This is a genomic window from Mycobacterium sp. Root265, from assembly GCF_001428895.1.
Taxonomy (GTDB): Bacteria; Actinomycetota; Actinomycetes; order Mycobacteriales; family Mycobacteriaceae; genus Mycobacterium.
Genome location: NZ_LMJA01000018.1, coordinates 23,469 through 42,561 on the forward strand (window position 1 = coordinate 23,469; position 19,093 = coordinate 42,561).

General features: G+C 67.6%; 21 protein-coding genes and 2 pseudogenes. 16 read left to right on the plus strand and 7 right to left on the minus strand.

What is annotated here, in order from left to right; all coding sequences use genetic code 11:
- Nucleotides 1-21: 21 nt before the first annotated feature.
- From ASE48_RS16115 to ASE48_RS16125, 3 genes are all read left to right on the plus strand, one after another.
- Nucleotides 22-441 (plus strand): SRPBCC family protein, encoded by a 420-nt coding sequence (locus ASE48_RS16115; protein WP_057168176.1) that lies wholly within the window; start codon nt 22-24, stop codon nt 439-441.
- A gap of 86 nt (nt 442-527) precedes the next feature.
- Nucleotides 528-1,010: a DUF1942 domain-containing protein gene (locus tag ASE48_RS16120; protein WP_082614227.1), complete on the plus strand. Its 483-nt coding sequence runs from the start codon at nt 528-530 to the stop codon at nt 1,008-1,010.
- A 6-nt stretch (nt 1,011-1,016) separates the two neighbouring features.
- A complete protein-coding gene (locus ASE48_RS16125) occupies nt 1,017-2,462 on the plus strand; it encodes a lipase maturation factor family protein (RefSeq protein ID WP_057168120.1) in 1,446 nt (481 codons plus the stop codon).
- Here ASE48_RS16125 and ASE48_RS16130 read toward each other — a convergent pair.
- On the minus strand, nt 2,419-4,089 hold the full coding sequence (locus ASE48_RS16130) for a helix-turn-helix domain-containing protein (protein ID WP_162264240.1): 1,671 nt from the start codon (nt 4,087-4,089) through the stop codon (nt 2,419-2,421). The genes ASE48_RS16125 and ASE48_RS16130 overlap by 44 nt on opposite strands.
- A 106-nt stretch (nt 4,090-4,195) precedes the next feature.
- On the opposite strand from ASE48_RS16130, the gene ASE48_RS16135 reads away from it, so the two are divergent.
- Genes ASE48_RS16135 through ASE48_RS16170 form a run of 8 tightly spaced genes read left to right on the plus strand, consistent with a single transcriptional unit; the run spans nt 4,196 to nt 10,696 of the window.
- Nucleotides 4,196-5,233, plus strand: coding sequence for an ABC transporter substrate-binding protein (locus tag ASE48_RS16135; protein ID WP_057168122.1), 1,038 nt, complete (start codon nt 4,196-4,198; stop codon nt 5,231-5,233).
- The gene (locus ASE48_RS16140) at nt 5,230-6,060 is read left to right on the plus strand and encodes an ABC transporter permease (protein ID WP_057168123.1); all 831 of its coding nucleotides are present in this window, start codon (nt 5,230-5,232) and stop codon (nt 6,058-6,060) included. Before ASE48_RS16135 ends, ASE48_RS16140 begins: the two co-directional genes overlap by 4 nt.
- Complete coding sequence (locus ASE48_RS16145) at nt 6,057-6,836, plus strand: ABC transporter permease (protein WP_057168124.1); 780 nt, start codon at nt 6,057-6,059, stop codon at nt 6,834-6,836. The genes ASE48_RS16140 and ASE48_RS16145 overlap by 4 nt, the downstream gene beginning before the upstream one ends.
- Nucleotides 6,837-6,851: 15 nt before the next feature.
- The gene (locus tag ASE48_RS16150; protein ID WP_057168125.1) at nt 6,852-7,598 is read left to right on the plus strand and encodes an ABC transporter ATP-binding protein; all 747 of its coding nucleotides are present in this window, start codon (nt 6,852-6,854) and stop codon (nt 7,596-7,598) included.
- Nucleotides 7,595-8,581 carry an amidohydrolase family protein gene (locus tag ASE48_RS16155; protein WP_235571253.1) on the plus strand — a complete coding sequence of 329 codons (987 nt, stop codon included), beginning with the start codon at nt 7,595-7,597 and terminating at the stop codon, nt 8,579-8,581. The genes ASE48_RS16150 and ASE48_RS16155 overlap by 4 nt, the downstream gene beginning before the upstream one ends.
- Complete coding sequence (locus ASE48_RS16160) at nt 8,578-9,780, plus strand: FAD binding domain-containing protein (protein WP_057168126.1); 1,203 nt, start codon at nt 8,578-8,580, stop codon at nt 9,778-9,780. Before ASE48_RS16155 ends, ASE48_RS16160 begins: the two co-directional genes overlap by 4 nt.
- Nucleotides 9,781-9,793: 13 nt before the next feature.
- Nucleotides 9,794-10,258: a hypothetical protein gene (locus ASE48_RS16165; RefSeq protein WP_057168127.1), complete on the plus strand. Its 465-nt coding sequence runs from the start codon at nt 9,794-9,796 to the stop codon at nt 10,256-10,258.
- Nucleotides 10,259-10,267: 9 nt separating this feature from the next.
- Nucleotides 10,268-10,696: a PPOX class F420-dependent oxidoreductase gene (locus tag ASE48_RS16170; RefSeq protein WP_057168128.1), complete on the plus strand. Its 429-nt coding sequence runs from the start codon at nt 10,268-10,270 to the stop codon at nt 10,694-10,696.
- 42 nt (nt 10,697-10,738) lie between these two features.
- On the opposite strand, the gene ASE48_RS16175 is transcribed toward ASE48_RS16170, so the two are convergent.
- The 3 genes from ASE48_RS16175 to ASE48_RS16185 form a co-directional block, all read right to left on the minus strand.
- Complete coding sequence (locus ASE48_RS16175; protein ID WP_057168129.1) at nt 10,739-10,912, minus strand: CsbD family protein; 174 nt, start codon at nt 10,910-10,912, stop codon at nt 10,739-10,741.
- 91 nt (nt 10,913-11,003) lie between these two features.
- Nucleotides 11,004-12,242 carry a lipase LipE gene (gene lipE, locus ASE48_RS16180; RefSeq protein WP_057168130.1) on the minus strand — a complete coding sequence of 413 codons (1,239 nt, stop codon included), beginning with the start codon at nt 12,240-12,242 and terminating at the stop codon, nt 11,004-11,006.
- Nucleotides 12,239-12,724: a peroxynitrite isomerase gene (locus ASE48_RS16185; RefSeq protein WP_057168131.1), complete on the minus strand. Its 486-nt coding sequence runs from the start codon at nt 12,722-12,724 to the stop codon at nt 12,239-12,241. Before ASE48_RS16185 ends, lipE begins: the two co-directional genes overlap by 4 nt.
- A 48-nt stretch (nt 12,725-12,772) precedes the next feature.
- Here ASE48_RS16185 and ASE48_RS16190 point away from each other — a divergent pair, with 48 nt between their 5' ends.
- Nucleotides 12,773-13,243 carry an acyl-CoA thioesterase gene (locus ASE48_RS16190; RefSeq protein ID WP_057168132.1) on the plus strand — a complete coding sequence of 157 codons (471 nt, stop codon included), beginning with the start codon at nt 12,773-12,775 and terminating at the stop codon, nt 13,241-13,243.
- Between the two features lie 2 nt (nt 13,244-13,245).
- Here ASE48_RS16190 and ASE48_RS16195 read toward each other — a convergent pair whose 3' ends face one another.
- From ASE48_RS16195 to mmsA, 3 genes and pseudogenes are all read right to left on the minus strand, one after another.
- Nucleotides 13,246-14,631 carry an aspartate aminotransferase family protein gene (locus tag ASE48_RS16195; protein ID WP_057168133.1) on the minus strand — a complete coding sequence of 462 codons (1,386 nt, stop codon included), beginning with the start codon at nt 14,629-14,631 and terminating at the stop codon, nt 13,246-13,248.
- Nucleotides 14,632-14,644: 13 nt separating this feature from the next.
- Nucleotides 14,645-14,839: pseudogene (locus ASE48_RS33430) on the minus strand (methylmalonate-semialdehyde dehydrogenase (CoA acylating)); the annotation flags it as partial.
- A gap of 83 nt (nt 14,840-14,922) precedes the next feature.
- Nucleotides 14,923-16,143, minus strand: a pseudogene (gene mmsA / locus ASE48_RS16200) (CoA-acylating methylmalonate-semialdehyde dehydrogenase); the annotation flags it as partial.
- Nucleotides 16,144-16,251: 108 nt separating this feature from the next.
- Here mmsA and ASE48_RS16205 point away from each other — a divergent pair.
- Genes ASE48_RS16205 through ASE48_RS16220 form a run of 4 tightly spaced genes read left to right on the plus strand, consistent with a single transcriptional unit; the run spans nt 16,252 to nt 19,087 of the window.
- Entirely contained in the window at nt 16,252-17,826 is a 1,575-nt protein-coding gene (locus tag ASE48_RS16205; protein WP_057168134.1) for a PucR family transcriptional regulator, read from the plus strand.
- 1 nt (nt 17,827) lies between these two features.
- Nucleotides 17,828-18,037 (plus strand): hypothetical protein, encoded by a 210-nt coding sequence (locus tag ASE48_RS16210; RefSeq protein WP_235571257.1) that lies wholly within the window; start codon nt 17,828-17,830, stop codon nt 18,035-18,037.
- The gene (locus ASE48_RS16215) at nt 18,034-18,285 is read left to right on the plus strand and encodes a hypothetical protein (protein ID WP_057168136.1); all 252 of its coding nucleotides are present in this window, start codon (nt 18,034-18,036) and stop codon (nt 18,283-18,285) included. Before ASE48_RS16210 ends, ASE48_RS16215 begins: the two co-directional genes overlap by 4 nt.
- Nucleotides 18,275-19,087 carry a dienelactone hydrolase family protein gene (locus ASE48_RS16220; protein ID WP_057168137.1) on the plus strand — a complete coding sequence of 271 codons (813 nt, stop codon included), beginning with the start codon at nt 18,275-18,277 and terminating at the stop codon, nt 19,085-19,087. Before ASE48_RS16215 ends, ASE48_RS16220 begins: the two co-directional genes overlap by 11 nt.
- The last annotated feature ends 6 nt before the right edge of the window (nt 19,088-19,093 follow it).

The window sequence follows — 19,093 nt, forward strand, 5'->3', positions numbered from 1 at the left end:
CGGTGGGGCAGGATGTGGTCCATGCACGTCACCGCGAACGCCACCGCCAACGTCCCGATCGAGAAGGTGTGGGCCACCCTGACCGACCATGTCGGCATGGCCGGCTGGGGGCCGGGTGTCCAGGTCCGCCTCGGCAAACCCGGCACACCCGACCCGAACGGGCTCGGCGCGGTCCGCCGGATCAGCACACCGGGACCGGGCCCGGACATCGTCGAAGAGGTGGTCACCTTCGACGCGCCGCATGTGTTCGGCTACAAGGCGCTGTCGGGTACCCCGTTTCCCGGCTACACCGGTGAGGTGCGGCTGACCGAAGCGGGCGCAAGCACCCACATCGAGTACACCATCGGCTCCACCGCATCGTTCCCCCTGGTGAAGATCCCGCTCGCGGGCATCGGGCAGGTGCTGTTGCGACTGCTGATACGGGCCGCCTCGCGCGCGTGAATTGACGCGTTCCATCGCGTTTCGGTCGTTCTGAAGCGGGCACCTCCTAAAAGGAAGCGAAAAGCCGCATTCAGGAGACGAACGCCATGAACGCCAGAACAATCGCAGCGATGGCGGCCGGAGTCGCCGTCGCCTTCGGGGTGACCGATGGTCCCCAGGCATCCGCGGATCCCGCCGTGGCCGGGTTCGGCACCCAGTTGCAGGCCGCCGACACCGACGGCGCCGGAGTGGGCGGATACACCGTCCACGATCTGCAGCGCAGTCCCACGGACGTGTTGAATGTGCCGATCGTCGGCAATGTGCCCCTTGCGGGCACGCTGTGGGAGGCGCGCACCGATGTGGACGCAGTGACCGGCTCGGTCGTGCCGGCCATGCAGTTCTTCAACGCGCGCGCCGCCGATGGCCAGAGCTACCGGGTTCTCGTTCAGACGTTCGCTCCCGATCTCGGCATCTCACCGCTGAGCCAGGGCGGATCATCCGGCGGGAAGATCTACTTCGACGTCACCGGGCCCGCCCCGACCGAGGTGGTCTACGACGACGGCCAGAGCCGGCTCACCTGGGCGGGCTGAGCCCCGATGGACTGGCTCGCGGCGTCGGAGTCATGGTGGGGCCGGGTCGTGCTGGAACGCGGTATCGCCGCCGTATATGTGGTCGCGTTCCTCTGCGCGGCGCTGCAGTTCCGGGCCCTGCTCGGCAGCAAGGGCCTGACTCCGATCCCGAAGTTTTTGGAGCGGAGACCATTTCGCTCCTCGCCCAGCCTATTTCACCTGCACTATTCTGATCGCTTCTTTGCGGCGGTGTGCTGGGCCGGTGTCGCGGTGTCGGTGGCAATGGTCTTCGGACTGGCCGACGTGGTGCCGATCTGGGCCGCGATGGCAGTGTGGCTGATTCTGTGGGCGGCGTACCTGTCGATCGTCAACGTCGGCCAGGTCTGGTATTCGTTCGGCTGGGAGTCCCTGCTGCTGGAAGCGGGCTTCCTCGCGGTGTTTCTGGGTAACGACGAGACCGCGCCGCCGCTACCGGTACTGGTGCTCGCGTGTTGGCTGCTGTTCCGCGTCGAGTTCGGGGCGGGCATGATCAAGATCCGCGGCGACCGGTGCTGGCGGAATCTCACGTGCCTGGATTACCACCACGAGACACAACCCATGCCCGGGCCGCTGAGCTGGTTCTTCCACCGGATGCCGAAACCCCTGCACCGCATCGAGGTTGCGGGCAATCACGTCGCCCAACTGCTGGTTCCGTTCGGCCTCTTCGCGCCACAACCGGTGGCCGGTGTCGCGGCTGCGATCATCATCGTGACCCAGTTGTGGCTGGTGGCATCGGGCAACTTCGCCTGGCTCAACTGGTTGACCATCGTGTTGGCCTGCAGTGTGATCGACGACAGCACCTATGGCCGGACGGAACCGGGCGATGCGCCCACAACCTTGCCGGTCTGGTTCGGTGTCGCGGTCCTCGCGTTCACCGTGTTGGTGGTGGTGCTCAGCTGGCGGCCCGCTCGCAATCTGCTGTCCCGCGAACAACGGATGAACAGCACATTCGACCCTCTGCACCTGGTCAACTCGTATGGCGCGTTCGGCAGCGTCGGGAAGATCCGCCATGAGGTGGTGTTCGAAGGCACTTCGGATACGGCCATCGACGAGCACACCACGTGGCGGGAGTACGAGTTCAAGGGCAAGCCCGGCGCACTCGCACGGACACCACGGCAGTGGAGCCCGTACCACCTGCGCCTGGACTGGCTCATGTGGTTCGCCGCGATCTCGCCGTCCTACGCCCGGCCCTGGATAGGCGCCCTGTGCGACGCCATGCTGTCCAATGACAAGGACATCATGAAACTGCTGCGCCACAACCCTTTCCGTGAACAGCCGCCGACCTGCGTGCGTGCCGTCCTCTACCGGTACCGATTCACTACCCCGAGCGAGTTGATCCGGGACCGGGCGTGGTGGCACCGCGAGCTCGTCGGTGGATACCTCGCGCCCGTCAGCCCAGCGCTGCGACCTGGGCGACCGTCAACGCCGAGGTGAGCCGCAACAGATCCCGCGGCCGCGACAACTGCAGTCCGGTCAACTCTTCGAGGCGCTTGATCCGCTGGGCAACCGTGTTGGGATGCAGATGGAGTGCGGTCGCGGTGGCGCGACGGTCCAGGCTGTGCTCCAGGTGCACGCGCGCGGTGTGGATGAGCTCGGTCTGCCGGGCCCGGTCGTAGTCGAGGACGGGGCCGAGCACGGTGCGCGCGAACGCGCGCAGCCGTTGCGGATCGTCGAGCTGCAGCAGCAGATGGTCGATCGTCACATCGGCCATGTCGATCACGGTATTCGCCTGTGCATTGGCCGCTAAATTCATTGCACCGCAAAGAGTTCGGTGGGCATCGGGTAGATCGTTCACCGTGCCGGTGGCGGAGACCGCGGCCACCGCGAACTCGACGGCCCCGGCTGCGGACAGGTGGCCGACGAGTCTGCGGGCCAGGTCCGCAGCGGCTGTGTGCGACTCCGGTGAGCACACCAGCACCAGATCTCCGCGGAACAATGCGGCCAGCGGCCGGGGTGCGATATCGGCGGCGAACCGGTCGGTGATCGCGAGAACCCGCTCGGCGCGTTCATGTTCGGGCCAGCGGGTGGTGATCAAGGTCTGGCTGCCCGACAGGTCCCAGCCCAGACGCCGCGCCCGGTCGAGTAGCGAGCTGGTTGCCGCGGCATCGGTGAAATCAGCAGTCAGCAGGTCGGCCAGTAGCGAGCCGCGCAGGCGTTGTTCCACCTCGGCAGCGGTGCGGGCCCGCAACAGTTCCAGCGCGGTGACCACCGCGGCGTGTTCCACCGCGCGGATATCGAGAGCCGACAGCGCCGTCTCACCCGCGACCTGTATCCGGGCCACCACCGCGCCGTCGAGGACCACGCCGGATTCCCAGTGATCGTCGACCGGGGTGACGGTGGGGCTGAGATCGCCGCCGTGGACCTCGTCGATCAGCACGGCCCGGCCGAGCAACTCGGCCAGTGCGTCGGCGACTCCGGCGACCCCCTCGCCGCGCAGTGCGGTGGCCATCAGCAGCCCGTGCACCTCCTCGGCGCGGCGGAGTTCCCGGATGGTGGCCTGCTCCTGGGCCCGCAGTTGCGCGGTCCCCAGTGCGATGGCCACCTGGGTCGCCAGCGTGGTGACGAGGCTGACCTCGGCGGCATCGAAGCTGTGCGGCCCGGTGCGGTAACCGTTGAGCGCACCGACGACCGCGCCGGCCCGGCGCAGCGGCACCGAGATCAGTGCCCGGTAACCCTGTTCGTGGGCCACCCCGCCCCAGCCGAACCCGGGTACCAGCTCGATGTCCTCCAGGGTCACCACCTCGCCGGTGCGGAACGCGATGCTGGTCGGGGCCTCCTGTTCGCCGTGGACGTCCAGCAGGATCGGGCGGTCGGCATTGACCTGCGCGATGTAGTCGCCGGACAGGCCGTGCGACCCGACGATGGTGAGCGCCGCGCGTGCGTCATCGGGCAGGAACACCGCGCAGAAGTCGTAGCCGAGCAGAGTGCAGGCGGTGCGGGCCACCCGGTCCAACAGCTGTGCGACGGGCTCATCCCCGCCGACGGCCTCACCGATACCGGCCAGCGCGTGCAGCCAGCGTTCCAGGATCGGGTCATCCTGGTGGTGTATCTGATCAGACATAATCTCCAGCATAAGTGTGTGCCTGACAACATTGCCCGACCGGTTGCGCCACGAGCATCGTGTTCTGGTGATCACCGTCACAAGACACCGTTCGAGGAGAGTGCCGATGCGCAGAACTGCCAAAGCTCTGATGGCCCTGGTGGCCGCTGCCGTCTTGGCGCTGACCGCGGCGTGCTCGGCCGGCCTCGGTGGGCCCGCGTCCTCGCGGTCCGCCCAGGACGGCGTCATCCGGTTCACCTTCGCGCCCGACCCGATCTGGGACTACATGCACGACGCCGGCATCGTCGAGGAGTGGCAGCGCGACACCGGCTACACCATCGAGACCAGCGCCACCTGGGACGAGTTCGGCCTCTTCGCCGGCGGGCACGCCGACATCATCTCCACTGCTTCCTTCGAGGTGCCCGGCCTGGAGGAGCAGACACAGCGCGAGACGGTCATCATCGGGCGATACAACGCCGAGCGCAGTCGCATCATGGTCCGTACCGATGATCCCGCCCAGTCGCTGGAAGACCTGCGCGGCCGGCGGCTCGGGGTGTTCACCACGGTCTCGGGGACGCTGGTGTGGAGCGCGCTCATCAAACAGATGCACGATATGCAACTACTGGACGGCGATTTCGACATCGTCGTCGCCGACATCCAGAACCTGTCGAACCTGTTGGCGCGCGGCGAGATCGACGCGTGCATCTGCTATCCCGACCTCTCTGCGAGGGAGCTGCGCAGCGGCGCGGTGCGGGCGCTCTACGACGGGAAGTCCTCGGCGGACCTGTTCGCCGAACTCAACGCGCCGGGCCACGACGGTCCGATGGGCAATGTGTTCGTCGCCCGCAAGGACTGGGTCGACGGCCATCCCGGTGAAGTATCGGCCTTCCTGGATCTGTGGGACCGCGGCCTGCGGGAATGGCAGCAGCACCGCGACGTCATGATCGAGCGCTACCCACAGCACTTCGCCGTCTCCACCCCGGAGGACATCGAGTTCATGAAGCAGTATGTGGCCGAACATGACTGGGTGGTCGACGAGGTTCGCTTCGACCAGAAATGGGCGGATGACGAGAGTTCGATCTTCGACCTGATGCGTACCACCGGCGTGATCGGCGACGACATCACCGATCCGCAGTTCCTGCCAGCAGAAGGAGTCCACCAGTGACCCAGACCGTCACGGCGCGGCCGGCCCAGCGTGAACCGCGCGACACGCCGCCACGAGCCACCGTCCACCGACCCTGGGGGAGTCGCCGCTGGCTGGTGTCCGGGCTCGCCCTGATCGGCGCGGTCGGACTGTGGGCGCTGGCCGCGGTCATCGTCAACGACCCCATCCTGCCGAACCCCGCCGACGTCGCGGACCGGGTGCTCGCGATCGTCGTTTCCGGTGAGGCGCTCACCAACTTCGCGGCGAGCATTGCCAAGATCGCAGCAGGATTTGCCATCGCCATGGTGATCGGATTGCTCATCGGATTCGCCATGGGCCGTTCGAAATTCATGACGTCCTATTTCTCGCTGCCGTTGTTCGTGCTGGGCAACATGCCCGGTCTGACCTACGCGGTGTTCGGCCTGCTGATCTTCGGTGTGGGCGCCGGCGGACCGATCGTGGTGTCCGCGCTGGTGGCCACCCCGTTCATCGCGATGAACGTGGCCGAGGGGGTGCGGTCGGTGGACGGGAACCTGCTGGCGATGTGTCACGCCTTCGAACGCCGGCGGTCCGACATCCTGCGCCACCTCTATCTGCCCGCGGTGACGACCTTCGTCTTCGCCGGTGTGCGTTACGGGTTCGCGATGGCGTGGAAGGTCGAGGCACTCACTGAGGTGTTCGGCGCCAGCAGCGGAGTCGGGTTCATGATCCGCAAGGCCTACCAGGAGTTCCAGGTCGACGACATGCTCGCCTGGACCGCGCTGTTCATCATCGCGATGGTGCTGATCGAACGTGGCCTGGCCCATCTGGAGAATCGCTTCTTCGCCTGGCGGAAGGAAATCGCATGACCACCCTCACCTCCTGGCAGCGCCAACTGCGCAGCCAGAGCAGCTCCGCGGCAGCCGTTCTCGCGGCGCTGGCGACCATCATCGGGGCCTGGCAGCTCGCGGTGATCGTCGGTAACCGGGTTCCGTCACTGGCCGAAACCATCGGCAGGCTCGGCGCCGAAGCCGCCATCGGCGAGCTCTGGGGCAACCTGGCCATCAGCATGAACCGGTTCCTGCTGGGACTCGTCGCGGCGCTGGTCGTCGGCGCGGTCATCGGCGTGCTGATGGGACTGTCCAAGATCGCCGACCTCGCCTTCTCCGACCTGAATGCGGCGGCGCTGGCCATCCCGGCGGTGATCTGGGCGCTGCTGACCACCATGTGGTTCGGGTTCGGCTGGCTGACACCGGTCGTCACGGTCTTCCTGTCCGGGCTGCCGTTCGTCGTCGTCAACATCGCCAAGGCCACCAGGGCGGTGCCCGCCGACCTGATCCTGATGGCACGGGCGTTCGGGGTATCGCGTACCCGGGTGCTGCGCGAGATCGTTGCGCCCGCGGTCGCCGGATCTACCGTGGCCGCAGTGCGTTTCGCGATCATGAGTGCCTGGAATGGCCTGCTCCTCGCGGAGTGGTTCGGGTCTACCTCCGGTGTCGGGTGGCGGTCGCGCTACTGGTACGACGCCAACCAGCTCGACGGCTTCCTGGCCTGGGTGCTGGTCTTCATCCTGCTGCTGGTCATCGCCGACCTGCTCATCCTCGGCCCCATCGAACGCCACGCCACCCGCTGGCGTACCGCCTAGAAAGAGAGCGACACCATGGCCTCCATCGAAATCCAGAGTCTGGTCAAGGAATTCACCGACCGGCGCGGCGACGTCACCCGCGTGATCGACGGCATCGACCTGACCATCACCGGCGAGACCTTCGTCTCGGTCGTCGGGCCGTCGGGCAGCGGAAAGACCACGCTGCTCAACATCGTCTCGGGCATCGAGACCCACACCTCCGGCAGTGTGCGGCTGCGATCCGGCGGGCGCGACGCCCGCGTCGGCTATGTCTTCCAGGACCCCCGGCTGCTGCCGTGGCGCACCGTGATGGCCAACCTCGGATTCGTCCAGCACGAGCGGGACGGCTGGCAGCAGCGCGCCGAGCACTACCTCGACCTGGTCGGGCTGAGCCACTGCGCCAACAGGTTCCCCGCCCAGCTGTCCGGCGGTCAGCAGCAGCGCATCGGTATCGCGCGCGCCTTCGCCGTCGAACCCGATGTGCTGCTGATGGACGAGCCGTTCAGCCATCTCGACGCCATGACGTCACGGACCCTGCGCGAACATCTGGAACGCATCTGGCTGGAATCCCGGCGCACGGTCATGTTCGTGACCCACGATGTGACCGAGGCGGTGCAACTGTCCGACCGCATCGTGGTGCTGGCTCCCGGCGGCCGCGTGCACGAGGTCATCGACGTGGACCTGCCCCGGCCACGCCGGGCGTCCGATCCCGCCGTCGCGGTGCTGCAGGCCGAGGTGCTGGCCCGGTTCGAGGCGCTCGAAGCGATGGGAGTGGCATCGTGACGCTGCGCACCGGCCCCATCGACGTCCACGCACACTGGTTGCCGCAGGAGCTGTTCGGGCTCGCACCGGGATCGCCGTTGCCCGCGCTGCGGGACCGCGACGGCGAGCTCTGCCTCGGCGAACTCCCGCTGTCCATCGAGACGGGCGCGATGAGCGATGTGACCCGGGTGCTCGCCGACACCGATGCGGCCGGCCTGGGCTCCCGGGTGCTGTCCGCGCCGCCGTTCGCATTCCCCGTCGCTCACACCGACGGTGTCGACGATTTCGTCGGCGGGTTCAACGGCGCACTGGAAAAGGTGTGCCGTGACAACGCGGACCGGCTGCTCGGCCTGGGCCTGGTCACGCTGCACGACCCGGACGCGGCCCGCAAACAGATCGAGACGATGGCGTCTGCGTCGGTGATCCGCGGTATCGCGGTGCCCCCGCTGCTCGGCGGCACATCGTTCGACGTCGATCCGATGCGTGAGATCCTCACCGCCGCAGCCGAGAACGACATGGCGGTGCTGGTGCACCCGATGCAGCTGCCGCGCCCGGAATGGTCGTCGTACTACCTGGCCAACCTGATCGGCAACCCCGTGGAGTCCGCGACGGCGGCCGCCGCGCTGACCCTGGGCGGGGTGCTGGACGCGCTGCCCACGCTGCGGATCGTGCTGGTGCACGGCGGCGGGTGCGCTCCGGGGATCGTCGGCCGCTGGCAGCACGGCTGGGATCAGCGCGCCGACGTGCGGGCGGGGAACGGCAGGCCACCGCGGGAGGCGTTCGCCGACCTGTGGTTCGACACCCTGACCCACGATGTTGCCGCGCTCGAACTGCTGCGCGCACAGACCGACCCCACCCACCTGATGTGCGGGAGCGACTATCCGTTCGACATGGGAACGCCTGACCCGCTGGGGCTTCCGCGTGCGGCCGGTATCGACGACACCGCGCTGGAGACCAATGCCCGGGCATTTCTCGGGCTCGACAACGCAGGAGAGAGCGCATGACCGAGGCGAAGAAGAACTGGGCCGGTCACCGGGCATTGGTGATCGGTGGCTCGATCGGTGGTCTGACCGCAGCGCTGTTGCTGCGCAGGGTCGGTTTCGACGTCGACGTGTTCGAGCGCACCCCGACATCGCTGGACGGGCGCGGCGGCGGGATCGTGCTGCAGCCCGACACCCTGCGCTGGTTCGTGGAATGCAGTGACCAGCATCCGGAAAATGTCAGCACCTCAACCCATTTCGTGCAGTACCTGGGACCGGACAACGAGATCCTGCACCGTGACCCGGCGCCTTGGAGCTACACCTCCTGGGGCACGTTCTACCGGGCGCTGCTGTCCGATTTCGGCACCTCGCACTACCACCTGGGTGAGTACGCGGCCGGATACGATCAGGACTCCGACGGTGTCGAGGTGCGGTTCACCTCGGGCCGGTGTGAGCGGGCCGACCTGGTGGTGTTCGCCGACGGGATCAGCTCGCCGAGCCGGCGCCGGATCTCACCGGGATCCACGCTGGAGTATTCGGGCTACGTCGGCTGGCGTGGCACCGTGCCCGAAAATCAGGTCAGCGCAGGGACCTTCGACCTGCTCCATGATGCGATCAGCTACAGCGTCGCACCGCACACCCACATCAACGTGTACCCGATCCCGTCCGGAGACGGCGGACTCGGTGTGGGGGAGCGCCTGCTGAACTATGTCTGGTACCGCAACGTCGCCGAAGGTCACGAGCTCGACGAGCTGATGACCGACAAGCGTGGCTTCCTGGCGGGGGTGTCACTGCACCCGGGCCAGGTGCAGGACCGGTTCATCGACGAGATGCGTGCGGCGGCACCGGAACTGCTGGCTCCGGCGGCAGCAGAGGTGGTACTGCGCACCGAACAGCCCTACCTGCAGGCGGTCTACGATGTGCAGGCGCAGCAGATGGCGACAGGACGGGTCGCGCTCATCGGTGATGCGGCCAGCGCCGCGCGCCCGCACGCCGCCGCGGGCACCGCCAAGGCCGCCGCGAACGCCTGGGCTCTGTACGACGCGCTGTCCGACAGCGCCGATATCTCCGAGGCACTCGCCAAATGGGAGCCCGGCCAGCTCGAGCTGGCGCACAGCCTGATGCGCCGGGTCAAGGAGATGGGCACCCGCTCGCAGGTGGACTGCACCTGGGTGCCCGGCGACCCCGACAACCGGTTCGGCCTCTACGGCCCGGGCCACTGACAAGGAGACAACGATGACCACAAACAACCCCCTAGTCGCTTCGCTCCTGCCCGCCGGAGCCTTCCTCACCGACGCCCCGCTGGCCGGCACCTTGGTGGCCACCGATTTCGAGGGCTGGAGCGATGAGCTGCGCGCCGAGTTCGACGCCTACTCCCACGACGGCTACGTCGGCTCCCGGCTGCTGAGCCAGAACGAGCGGGTCCGGGTGTGGGAGATCCGGCTGGCACCCGGGGAGCGCTGGCATGCTCATCGGCACGTGCTGGACTACTTCTGGACCGCGGTCAACGCCGGTCGCAGCCGCCAGCACACCTCCGACGGCACCACCCGGGACGTGTCCTACGGCGCCGGTGAGACCCGGCATTTCACCTTCGCGGCGGGCGAGTTCCTGTTGCACGATATCGAGAACGTCGGCGACACCGACCTCGTCTTCACCACGGTGGAACACCTCGACTCGGCGAACGCACCGCTGGACGTGTGAAATGGGGGCATGACCGAGAAATTCGATCCGCATGCGCTGCTGGCCGAGGCGAGGCTCGGGGTGCTGGCCACCATCAAGTCCAGCGGCGTCCCGCAGCTGTCGCCGGTGACACCGTTCTACGACCGGACCGCCGACGTGATCTACGTGTCGATGACCGAGGGCCGCGCGAAAACGACGAACCTGCGCCGTGACCCGCGCGCGGCGGTGGAGGTCACCAGCGCCGACGGGTGGGCATGGGCGACGGCGGAGGGGCCGGTCACGCTGACCGGGCCGGGTGCCGATCCGCACAGCCCAGAGGTCGAGGCGCTGGTGGATTACTACCGCAGCGCAGCGGGTGAGCATCCCGATTGGGATGAGTACCGGTCGGTGATGGTGTCGGACCGCCGGGTACTGATGGCACTGCGGGTGGAGCGGGTGTACGGCGAGAAGCTGCGCTAGCCGAATTCAGCGGCGGACCGGATGGTCCGCCGCCGAACGAGATCAGCTGGTGAACGTGTCCTTGATGTTCTCGCCGACCTTCTTGACGCCCGAGACGCCCTGGTCCTTCTTGCCTTCGGCCTTCAGTTCGTCATTGTTGGTGACGTCGCCGACGACCTCTTTGGCCTTGCCGATGGCGTCCTCGGCTGCGTTCTTGGCCTTGTCCACGATTCCCATGTTCGTTTCCTTTCTGGGGGTTACGTCTATTGGTCGTAACCGGACCTCGGAACCGCACGCGCAGTGGGGCGTGAGGCTGCTCACAGGTGCCTCAGGTGATGCGCGGGATCTCCGCGTTGATCGCGTTCAGCAGCGCCGGGTAGCGCTTGGCCTCCGGGTGCCCGCTCGGTTTCCCGCTGCTGACCACCGCCACCGAGAGCGCCCGCTGCGGGTCCGCCCACATCGCGATATCGGTCAGCCCGGTGTGCCCGAACGCACCGTCCGCGTCACGGCCGAACGGCCCGAAACGCTTGGACCCGAGCATGTATCCGGTGCCCCAGCGCATGGGCGCCAACCCGGTCGCGAGGTCGGGACGCAGCCGTCGCGCTTCCTTGGTCGCGGCGCTCAATGTCTCGGGTGAGAGCACCCGCACGCCGTCGAGTTCGCCGCCACGGCGCAGGATCTCGGCGAAGCGCGACAGCTCGTGTGCGTTGGACACGGTGTTCGACGACGGGACGACGCCGGTGAGGAACTCCGGGGTGTTCGAGAACGGGATGATCTGCTGCGGGGTGCCGCCGACCGCGGTCTTGAACGCCTTGGCGATCGGGGCGGGTAGCGGTTTGCCGGTGACATGGCTGGGCGCCACCAGCGGAACATCCTGTGCGGCAACACCGTAATTGGTCCAGCGGAACCCCAGCGGGTCGAGGATCTGCTCGGCGAGGATGTCGCGGATGCTACGTCCCGTTGCCGCGGAGATGATCTCGCGCATCAGCGGGCCCCACGTCACACCGTGGTAGATGTGCACCAGGCCGGGCCGGTACACCGGCTTCATCCGGCCCAGCATGTCGCGGGCGTACTCGCTGTCGTCCATCCGTTTCAGATCCGGTTTCGGCCCGGTCGCGAACGGGATGCCCGCGCTGTGGGTGACCACGTGGCGGATGGTGGTGCGGTCCTTGCCGTGGCTGGTGTAGTTGGGCAGGTAGTCGCACACCCGGTCTTCCAGGGAGAAGTTGCCGCGTTCGACGAGCATGTGGGTGACGGTGGTGGTGATCGCCTTGGCCGTCGAGTACACGCAGAACGGCGTGCTGGTGCTGACCGGAATCTGTTCGGCGTCAACGGGATCATCCGGACCGTTGCCCCAGCCGTGGCCGATGGCGCGGTCGAGGATCACCTTGCCGTTGCGGCGCAGGCAGACCTGGATCGCCGGATGCATACCGGCGGAGTACCAGTGCCGGGCCGCCGCCCAGATTCGTTCCACCGCTGCGGAATCGACCTCGGAATGGTCTTCCTCCGCGCGGTCGGTGACGGCGTCGAGGTCGGCGGGGACCCGGATGCGGCGGTCGTCGGTCACGGTTGTTCCTTTCGCAGCACGGCGGCGAGGTGATGCTGCAGCGGTTGGCCGACGGCAGCCATCCGCACCGTGTAGCTCAGATGGTCACCGCGCAGGGTGAGGGTGCGGGACAGGGCGGTGACCTCCTTGGCTGATGCCGAGCGCCCGATGGTGGAGGTGAGTTCCATGGTCACGGTCCCGTCGCCGGCGATGTCCAGCGGGCCCTCCAGCACCTCCACGATGCCGGTGGGGTGCGCCAGCAGCCATTCCACCCGCCCCGGTGCGGGGACCCGGACGTAGCCGGTCTCGGCGTGCAACGGCCGGCTGTCGTCGACGGCCTTGGTGCGCTGGGCGTAAGCCAGGAACGGCTTGCCGATATGGCCGAAGGTGACGGTCTCGGAATATCCGAACGTCTCGATGGTGGGGTATTCGCCGGTACCGGACCCGGTCCAGGTGCCCAGCAGGGGAGCGAGTACCGCCACCGCGGGGTGCAGGTCGACCATGGGGCCAACGTTACGTCGGCCTGATGAAAGTGGTGTACTGGCGCCGTTATGACCTCAGATATCGCACTCGTCACGGTCGCGGAGCGCCCGCATCCGGCCCGATTGTCCAAGGCGTTGTACCCGGTGACCGGGCTGGCGCTGGCACGCTACGGCGATATGGACGCCAACGGTCACGTGAATAATCTGGCCCTGGAGTCCATGCACGAGAACGCCCGCGCCGAGTTCAACGAGGCCACCTTCCCCGGTATCTATGACCCCGCGACCCGCACGATCCGGCTGGTCACGGCCAACAATGTCGTGCACTTCCTGGCCGAGGTGCACTGGCCGTCGACCATCGAGACCGGGCTGGGCATCGGACGCCTGGGGCGGACGTCCTACGTGGTGTCGACGGCGTTGTTCGTCGGCGAGGACTGCGTCGGGTTGTGCGACACCGTCCTGGTCATGCTCGGCGACGACGGTCCGATACCGATCCCCGAGCAGGCACGCGAACTACTGGGCGCGCACCTGCTCCGGGGGTAGCCCTACAGCGCCGCGTCCGCGGCGCCCAGTGCGCTGTCCAGGATCGCCAGCCCCTCGGCCACCTCGTCGTCGGTGATGTTGCAGGCGGGCACGGCGTGGATGCGATTGAAGTTCGCGAACGGCAACAGCCCTCCGGACTTACATGCGGCGATGACCGCGTTCATGGCGGGACTCGAGCCGCCATAGGGCGCCAACGGTTCACGCGTCTGCTGGTCGGCGACCAGCTCGATGGCCCAGAACACCCCGAGGCCTCGGACCTCGCCCACGCAACGGTGCTTGGCGGCCAGCTCACGCAGGCCGGGGCCGAGCACATCGGAGCCGATGCGCTTGGCATTGGCCACCATCGCCTCGTCCTCCATCGCGTTGATGGTGGCCACGGCCGCCGCGCAGGCCAGCGGGTGACCGGAGTACGTCAGACCGCCCGGGTAGGCCCGATCGTTGAACGTGGCGGCGATCTTCTCGCTGATCGCCACGCCACCCAGCGGGACGTAGCCGGAGGTGACGCCCTTGGCGAACGTGATCAGATCCGGCGTCACGCCGAAGTTCTGGATCGCGAACCACTCACCGGTGCGGCCGAATCCGGCCATCACCTCGTCGGCGATCATCACGATGCCGTACTTGTCGCAGATCTCCCGCACCCCGGCCATGTACCCGGGCGGCGGGACCATGATGCCGGCGGTGCCGGGCACCGACTCGAGGATGATCGCGGCGAACGACGTCGCACCCTCGTGCTGGATGAGCCGGTCCAGGTACTCCAGCGCGCGCTCGGACTCCTGCTGCTCGTTCTCGGCATGGAACGAGCTGCGGTACAGGAACGGGCCGTTGAAGTGCACCACGCCGCTGCTGGCGTAGTCGTTGGGGTAGCGGCGCGGGTCACCGGTCAGGTTGATCGCGGTGTCGGTGCCCCCGTGGTAGGAGCGGTAGCGCGAGAGCACCTTGTAGCGGCCGGTGTGCAGCCGTGCCATCCGCACCGCGTGCTCGACGGCGTCGGCGCCGCCGTTGGTGAAGAAGACCTTGTTCAGGTCGCCCGGGGTGCGCTCGGCGATCAGGCGGGCCGCCTCCGAGCGGGCGTCGTTGGCGTGCTGCGGCGCAACCGTGCAGAGCTTCGCGGCCTGGGCCTGGATGGCCGCGACGACCTTCGGGTGCTGATGCCCGATATTGGTGAAGACCAACTGACCGGAGAAGTCGAGCAGCTTGTTGCCTTCACCGTCCCACACGTAGGAGCCGTCCGACGCCACGATGGTCATCGGCTTGATATGCGCCTGTGCCGACCAGGAATGGAAGACGTGCGCACGGTCCAGTTCGTAGGTGCGGGCCGCTTCGGCCCGCGCGTCGTCGACGGTCAGTCCATTGGGCAGCAACGCGGTGCCCTCGTCAATCACACTCATATCGACAAGTCTCTCACTTGTTCTCGGGGAAGCCGAGGTTGATTCCGCCGTGCGACGGGTCCAGCCAGCGGCTGGTGATGGCTTTCTGGCGGGTGAAGAAGTTGACGCCGTCCATGCCGTGGGCGTGGCTGTCGCCGAACAGGGAGGCCTTCCAGCCGCCGAAGCTGTAGTAGGCCATGGGGACCGGGATGGGAACGTTGATGCCGACCATGCCGACCTCGACTTCGTTCTGGAAGCGTCGGGCGGCGCCGCCGTCGTTGGTGAAGATGGCGGTGCCGTTGCCGTAGGGGNGGAACGTTGATGCCGACCATGCCGACCTCGACTTCGTTCTGGAAGCGTCGGGCGGCGCCGCCGTCGTTGGTGAAGATGGCGGTGCCGTTGCCGTAGGGGTTGGTGTTGATCAGTTCCAGCGCCTCGTCGTAGGTCTCGACGCGCAAGACCGAGAGGACGGGACCGAAGATTTCGTCGGTGTAGACGCTCATCTCGGGGGTGACGTTGTCGAGCAGGGTGGGGCCCAACCAGAACCCTTCGGCGCCGCCATCGGCGGTCACGTTGCGTCCGTCGACGACGACCTTGGCGCCGTCGGATTCGCCGGCGTCGATGTAGGAGGCCACCTTGTCGCGGTGCGCCTTGGTGACCAGGGGTCCCATATCGGAGTCTTTGGTGCCGTCGCCGATCTTGAGCGGGGTGGTGCGTTCGGCGATTTTGGCGACCAGGTCGTCGGCGACGGGGCCGACGGCGACGCAGGCCGAGATGGCCATACAGCGTTCGCCTGCGGAGCCGAAGCCGGCGTTGACCATGGCGTCTGCGGCCAGGTCGAGGTCGGCGTCGGGCAGGATGACGGCGTGGTTCTTGGCTCCGCCGAGGGCCTGCACGCGCTTGCCGGGCCTGCACGCGCTTGCCTGCGGCGGTGCCGGTGGCGTAGACGTACTGCGCGATCGGGGTGGACCCGACGAAGCTGATGGACTTCACCTTCGGGTTGGTCAGCAGTTCATCGACGACCGTCTTGTCGCCTTGAAGCACGTTGAACACGCCGTCGGGCAGGCCCGCTTCCTTCCACAGTGCGGCCAGCCACAGCGAGGCGCTGGGATCTTTCTCCGACGGCTTGAGGATGACGGTGTTGCCGGTGGCGATGGCGACCGGGAAGAACCACATGGGCACCATGGCGGGGAAGTTGAACGGGGAGATGATGCCGACAGGACCCAGGGCCTGGCGGATGGAGTACACATCGACCTTGGTCGAGGCGTTCTCGGTGAACCCGCCCTTGAGCAGATGCGGGATACCGCAAGCGAATTCGACGACTTCCTGGCCGCGGGCGACCTCGCCCAAGGCATCGGAGACGACCTTGCCGTGCTCGCTGGTGATGATCTCGGCGAGCTCACCCTTGCGCTCGTTGAGCAGTTCGCGGAAGGCGAAGAGCACCTGGGTCGCCGGGTTCGTGACCGGAGCGGTCTTGCCGGCGGTCCCTTCGAAGAACGTGCCGTCACTCCAGTGCTGAACGGTGGCCTGCATCGCGATGAGCTCACTTTCTGTCGGGTTGTCTTCCAGTCTGGGGGTCTGCCACGCAGTTCGATCGAAACACAGCGTCTACGCTTTGTCTGTTGGGATTACACTGTGTAAATGCAGCTCACGGTCGCCGAGGTGATTGCGCTGCCGGTCATCCAGGCCGGTGACCCCGAGGTGCTCAGCGCGCACCGCTTCGGCGAAACCATCCGCTGGGTGCACGTGAGCGACGTGCCCGACCTGTCGGCTCTGGTGCAGGGCGGTGAGCTGGTGCTGACAACCGGTGCGGCGCTGCGTGATTCACCGCGCCGGTACCTGAGCGGGATGGCTGCGGCCGGAGTGCTGGGGGTGGTCGTCGAGATCGGCGAGACCGATCTGGACGCGGGCATGGGGGCCATCGCCGCCGAGTTCGATCTGGCGCTGGTGTCGCTGCACCGTCAGGTGCGATTCGTCGAGGTGACCGAGGCCGTGCACCGGCTGATCGTCGCCGACCAGTACGAACGGGTGGACTTCGATCGCCGCGTGCACGAAACCTTCACCGAGCTCAGCCTGAAACGTCCGTCCGCGGCGGGCGTCGTCGAGGCCGCCGCCGCGATCCTCGATGAACCCGTCGTGCTGGAGGACCTGACGCACCGGGCGCTGGCGGTGTCGCTGCGGGGGCGTCCGGCGGATCTGCTGCGGGACTGGGAGCGGCGTTCACGACTGCGTGCGACGGCCGAAGAGTGGGCGGTGACCGCGGTGGGACCACGGGCCGAACAGTGGGGCCGGCTGATCGTCCCGCAACCGTCACCGGATCCGGACCGCACTCGGATGGTGCTGGAGCGCGCCGCGGTGGCGTTGGCGTTGCAGCGGATGATCGAACGCGACCGCACCGGGCTGCACCATCAGGCCCAGAGCGGACTGATCGACGACGTGCTGCGCGGGCGTATCACCGATGAACGGGAGGCCGCGGCCCGTGCACATGCGCTGGGTCTGCGCTCGGCGGCGCGGTACACACCCGTGGCGGTCCGAGTGGGACGCGCGGCCGCGGCGACGGATCCTGTTGTCGCACAACGCCGCAATGCGCTGCTGGTGGACACCGTCCTGCACACCGTCAACGCCTCGGGCCACGCCGGCCTGTGCGCGCTGCGCCGAGACGGAGAGGTCGGCGCGGTGCTGGCACTCGGCGTGACCAGGCCGGAGGACGATGCGCTGGCCGCGCTGGGGACGGCGCTGCGGATCGAGATCGCCCGGGTGGACGGCACCGCCGGCGCGGTGCTCGCCGTCGGGCCTGCGGTGGAGGGCGTGATCGACGCGGTCACCGGGCTCGGTGAGGCCGCACACATCGCCGAGGTGGCGCTGGCCATGCGCGGCGAGCCGAGACCCTTCTACCGCGCCGCGGATGTCCGGTTGCACGGGCTCATTTCGCTGCTGCGTGACGACCCACGGGTCCAGACCTTCGCCGAGACCGAACTGCGGGCCCTGCTGGCCGGCGACCCCGCGCATCTCGACCTGCTGCGCGAGTACCTGAAGCTGGCCGGCAACAAGGCCGCCGTCGCCGCCCGCCTGCACATCAGCAGGCCTGCGCTGTACAAGCGGCTCGCGGCGGTGCGGTCGGCGCTCGGGGTGGACCTCGATGACGGCGAGTCGATGACCTCACTGCATGTCGCGCTAATGGTGCTGGATGCGCAGGGGCGCGGGGTACTGTCCTGACATGGCGGGTGGGGGGACAACCGTGCTGGAGACCGTGCGCAGGATCTTGAGTTACGAGATGCAGATCTCGGAGTGGATCGGCCTGGCGATTCTGCTTGCCATCCCGTATCTGGTGATCGGAACCGTCTGGGCCTTCACACATTCCGGGCCGTTCCTCGGCTCCGTGCTGGCCTGGCCCCTGCTCTTCCTGTACAGCCTGTGCGGATTATGACCGGCTTCCTGAGCCGGCCGGTCAAGGTCGAGGCCATGATCGAGACGCTGATGTGGCTGGCGGTGCCCTACATCGTCATCGGACTGGTGTTCACTATCGCCAATCCCGACGATGTGCGCGCCCTGGAGAAGCAGGTACAGACCCAGCTGCCGGCCGGCGCGGATGTGGCGTCCTTCGGCGCGACCACCCTACTGTGGCCGATGATGCTGATCACCGGTCCAGTAGAGGAGCACTGCAATGTCGGATGACGATCTGTCCGATTTCGAACAGACCGATTTCACCCACGACGGTAAGACCCGCACGGTGTACCGGAAGGGCACCGGCCCGGCGGTCATCGTGATCTCCGAGATGCCCGGCATCACGCCCAAGGTGCTGGCCTTCGCGCGCCAGGTCGCGGGCATCGGCTGCACCGCGGTGCTCCCGCATCTGTTCGGGGTGCCGGGCCGGGATCCCAACGGCAGCAACCTGTATGCGCTTCGTACGCTGGGAATGTCCATGGTGCCTGCCTGCATCAGCAAGGAATTCGTCACCCTGGCCACCGGCCGCACCTCTCCGGTCGTCGGATGGCTGCGGGCGCTGGCCCGCGCCGAGCACACCCGGTGCGGCGGACCGGGTGTCGGGGCCGTCGGCATGTGCTTCACCGGTGGCTACGCGCTGGCGATGGCGACCGACGACGTGCTGCTCGCGCCCGTGCTGTCCCAGCCGTCGATGCCGACGGGGCTCACCGAGGCGCAGCGCCGGTCGATCGACATCTCGCCCGCAGATCTGGAGATCGTCAAGGGGCGCTGCGCCCGCGGGTTGACGGTGCTCGGATTGCGGTTCGACTCCGACAAACTGGTTCCCCCCGAGCGTTTCGAGTTCCTGCGCGAGCAACTCGGCGACGCTTTCGTCGCGGTGGAACTGGCCGGGGCGGCCGCCAATCCGGACGCCATGATGCCCCCGCATTCGGTGCTCACCGAGCACCTGATCGACGAACCGGGGCAGCCGACCAGGGTCGCGCTCGATCAGGTGCTGGACCTGTTCCGCAGCCGCCTGCTCGTCACCGCCTGACGCGGC

Bases quoted from the DNA above. Each gene is read 5' to 3' on its own strand.
- ASE48_RS16145 (WP_057168124.1), top strand. From the start codon at position 6,057: ATGACCACCCTCACCTCCTGGCAGCGCCAACTGCGCAGCCAGAGCAGC.
- ASE48_RS16135 (WP_057168122.1), top strand. From the start codon at position 4,196: ATGCGCAGAACTGCCAAAGCTCTGATGGCCCTGGTGGCCGCTGCCGTC.
- ASE48_RS16160 (WP_057168126.1), top strand. From the start codon at position 8,578: ATGACCGAGGCGAAGAAGAACTGGGCCGGTCACCGGGCATTGGTGATC.
- ASE48_RS16205 (WP_057168134.1), top strand. From the start codon at position 16,252: ATGCAGCTCACGGTCGCCGAGGTGATTGCGCTGCCGGTCATCCAGGCC.
- ASE48_RS16190 (WP_057168132.1), top strand. From the start codon at position 12,773: ATGACCTCAGATATCGCACTCGTCACGGTCGCGGAGCGCCCGCATCCG.
- ASE48_RS16185 (WP_057168131.1), bottom strand. From the start codon at position 12,724: ATGGTCGACCTGCACCCCGCGGTGGCGGTACTCGCTCCCCTGCTGGGC.
- ASE48_RS16150 (WP_057168125.1), top strand. From the start codon at position 6,852: ATGGCCTCCATCGAAATCCAGAGTCTGGTCAAGGAATTCACCGACCGG.
- ASE48_RS16215 (WP_057168136.1), top strand. From the start codon at position 18,034: ATGACCGGCTTCCTGAGCCGGCCGGTCAAGGTCGAGGCCATGATCGAG.
- ASE48_RS16165 (WP_057168127.1), top strand. From the start codon at position 9,794: ATGACCACAAACAACCCCCTAGTCGCTTCGCTCCTGCCCGCCGGAGCC.
- ASE48_RS16195 (WP_057168133.1), bottom strand. From the start codon at position 14,631: ATGAGTGTGATTGACGAGGGCACCGCGTTGCTGCCCAATGGACTGACC.
- ASE48_RS16170 (WP_057168128.1), top strand. From the start codon at position 10,268: ATGACCGAGAAATTCGATCCGCATGCGCTGCTGGCCGAGGCGAGGCTC.
- ASE48_RS16120 (WP_082614227.1), top strand. From the start codon at position 528: ATGAACGCCAGAACAATCGCAGCGATGGCGGCCGGAGTCGCCGTCGCC.
- ASE48_RS16130 (WP_162264240.1), bottom strand. From the start codon at position 4,089: ATGTCTGATCAGATACACCACCAGGATGACCCGATCCTGGAACGCTGG.
- ASE48_RS16220 (WP_057168137.1), top strand. From the start codon at position 18,275: ATGTCGGATGACGATCTGTCCGATTTCGAACAGACCGATTTCACCCAC.
- ASE48_RS16115 (WP_057168176.1), top strand. From the start codon at position 22: ATGCACGTCACCGCGAACGCCACCGCCAACGTCCCGATCGAGAAGGTG.
- ASE48_RS16210 (WP_235571257.1), top strand. From the start codon at position 17,828: ATGGCGGGTGGGGGGACAACCGTGCTGGAGACCGTGCGCAGGATCTTG.
- ASE48_RS16125 (WP_057168120.1), top strand. From the start codon at position 1,017: ATGGACTGGCTCGCGGCGTCGGAGTCATGGTGGGGCCGGGTCGTGCTG.
- ASE48_RS16175 (WP_057168129.1), bottom strand. From the start codon at position 10,912: ATGGGAATCGTGGACAAGGCCAAGAACGCAGCCGAGGACGCCATCGGC.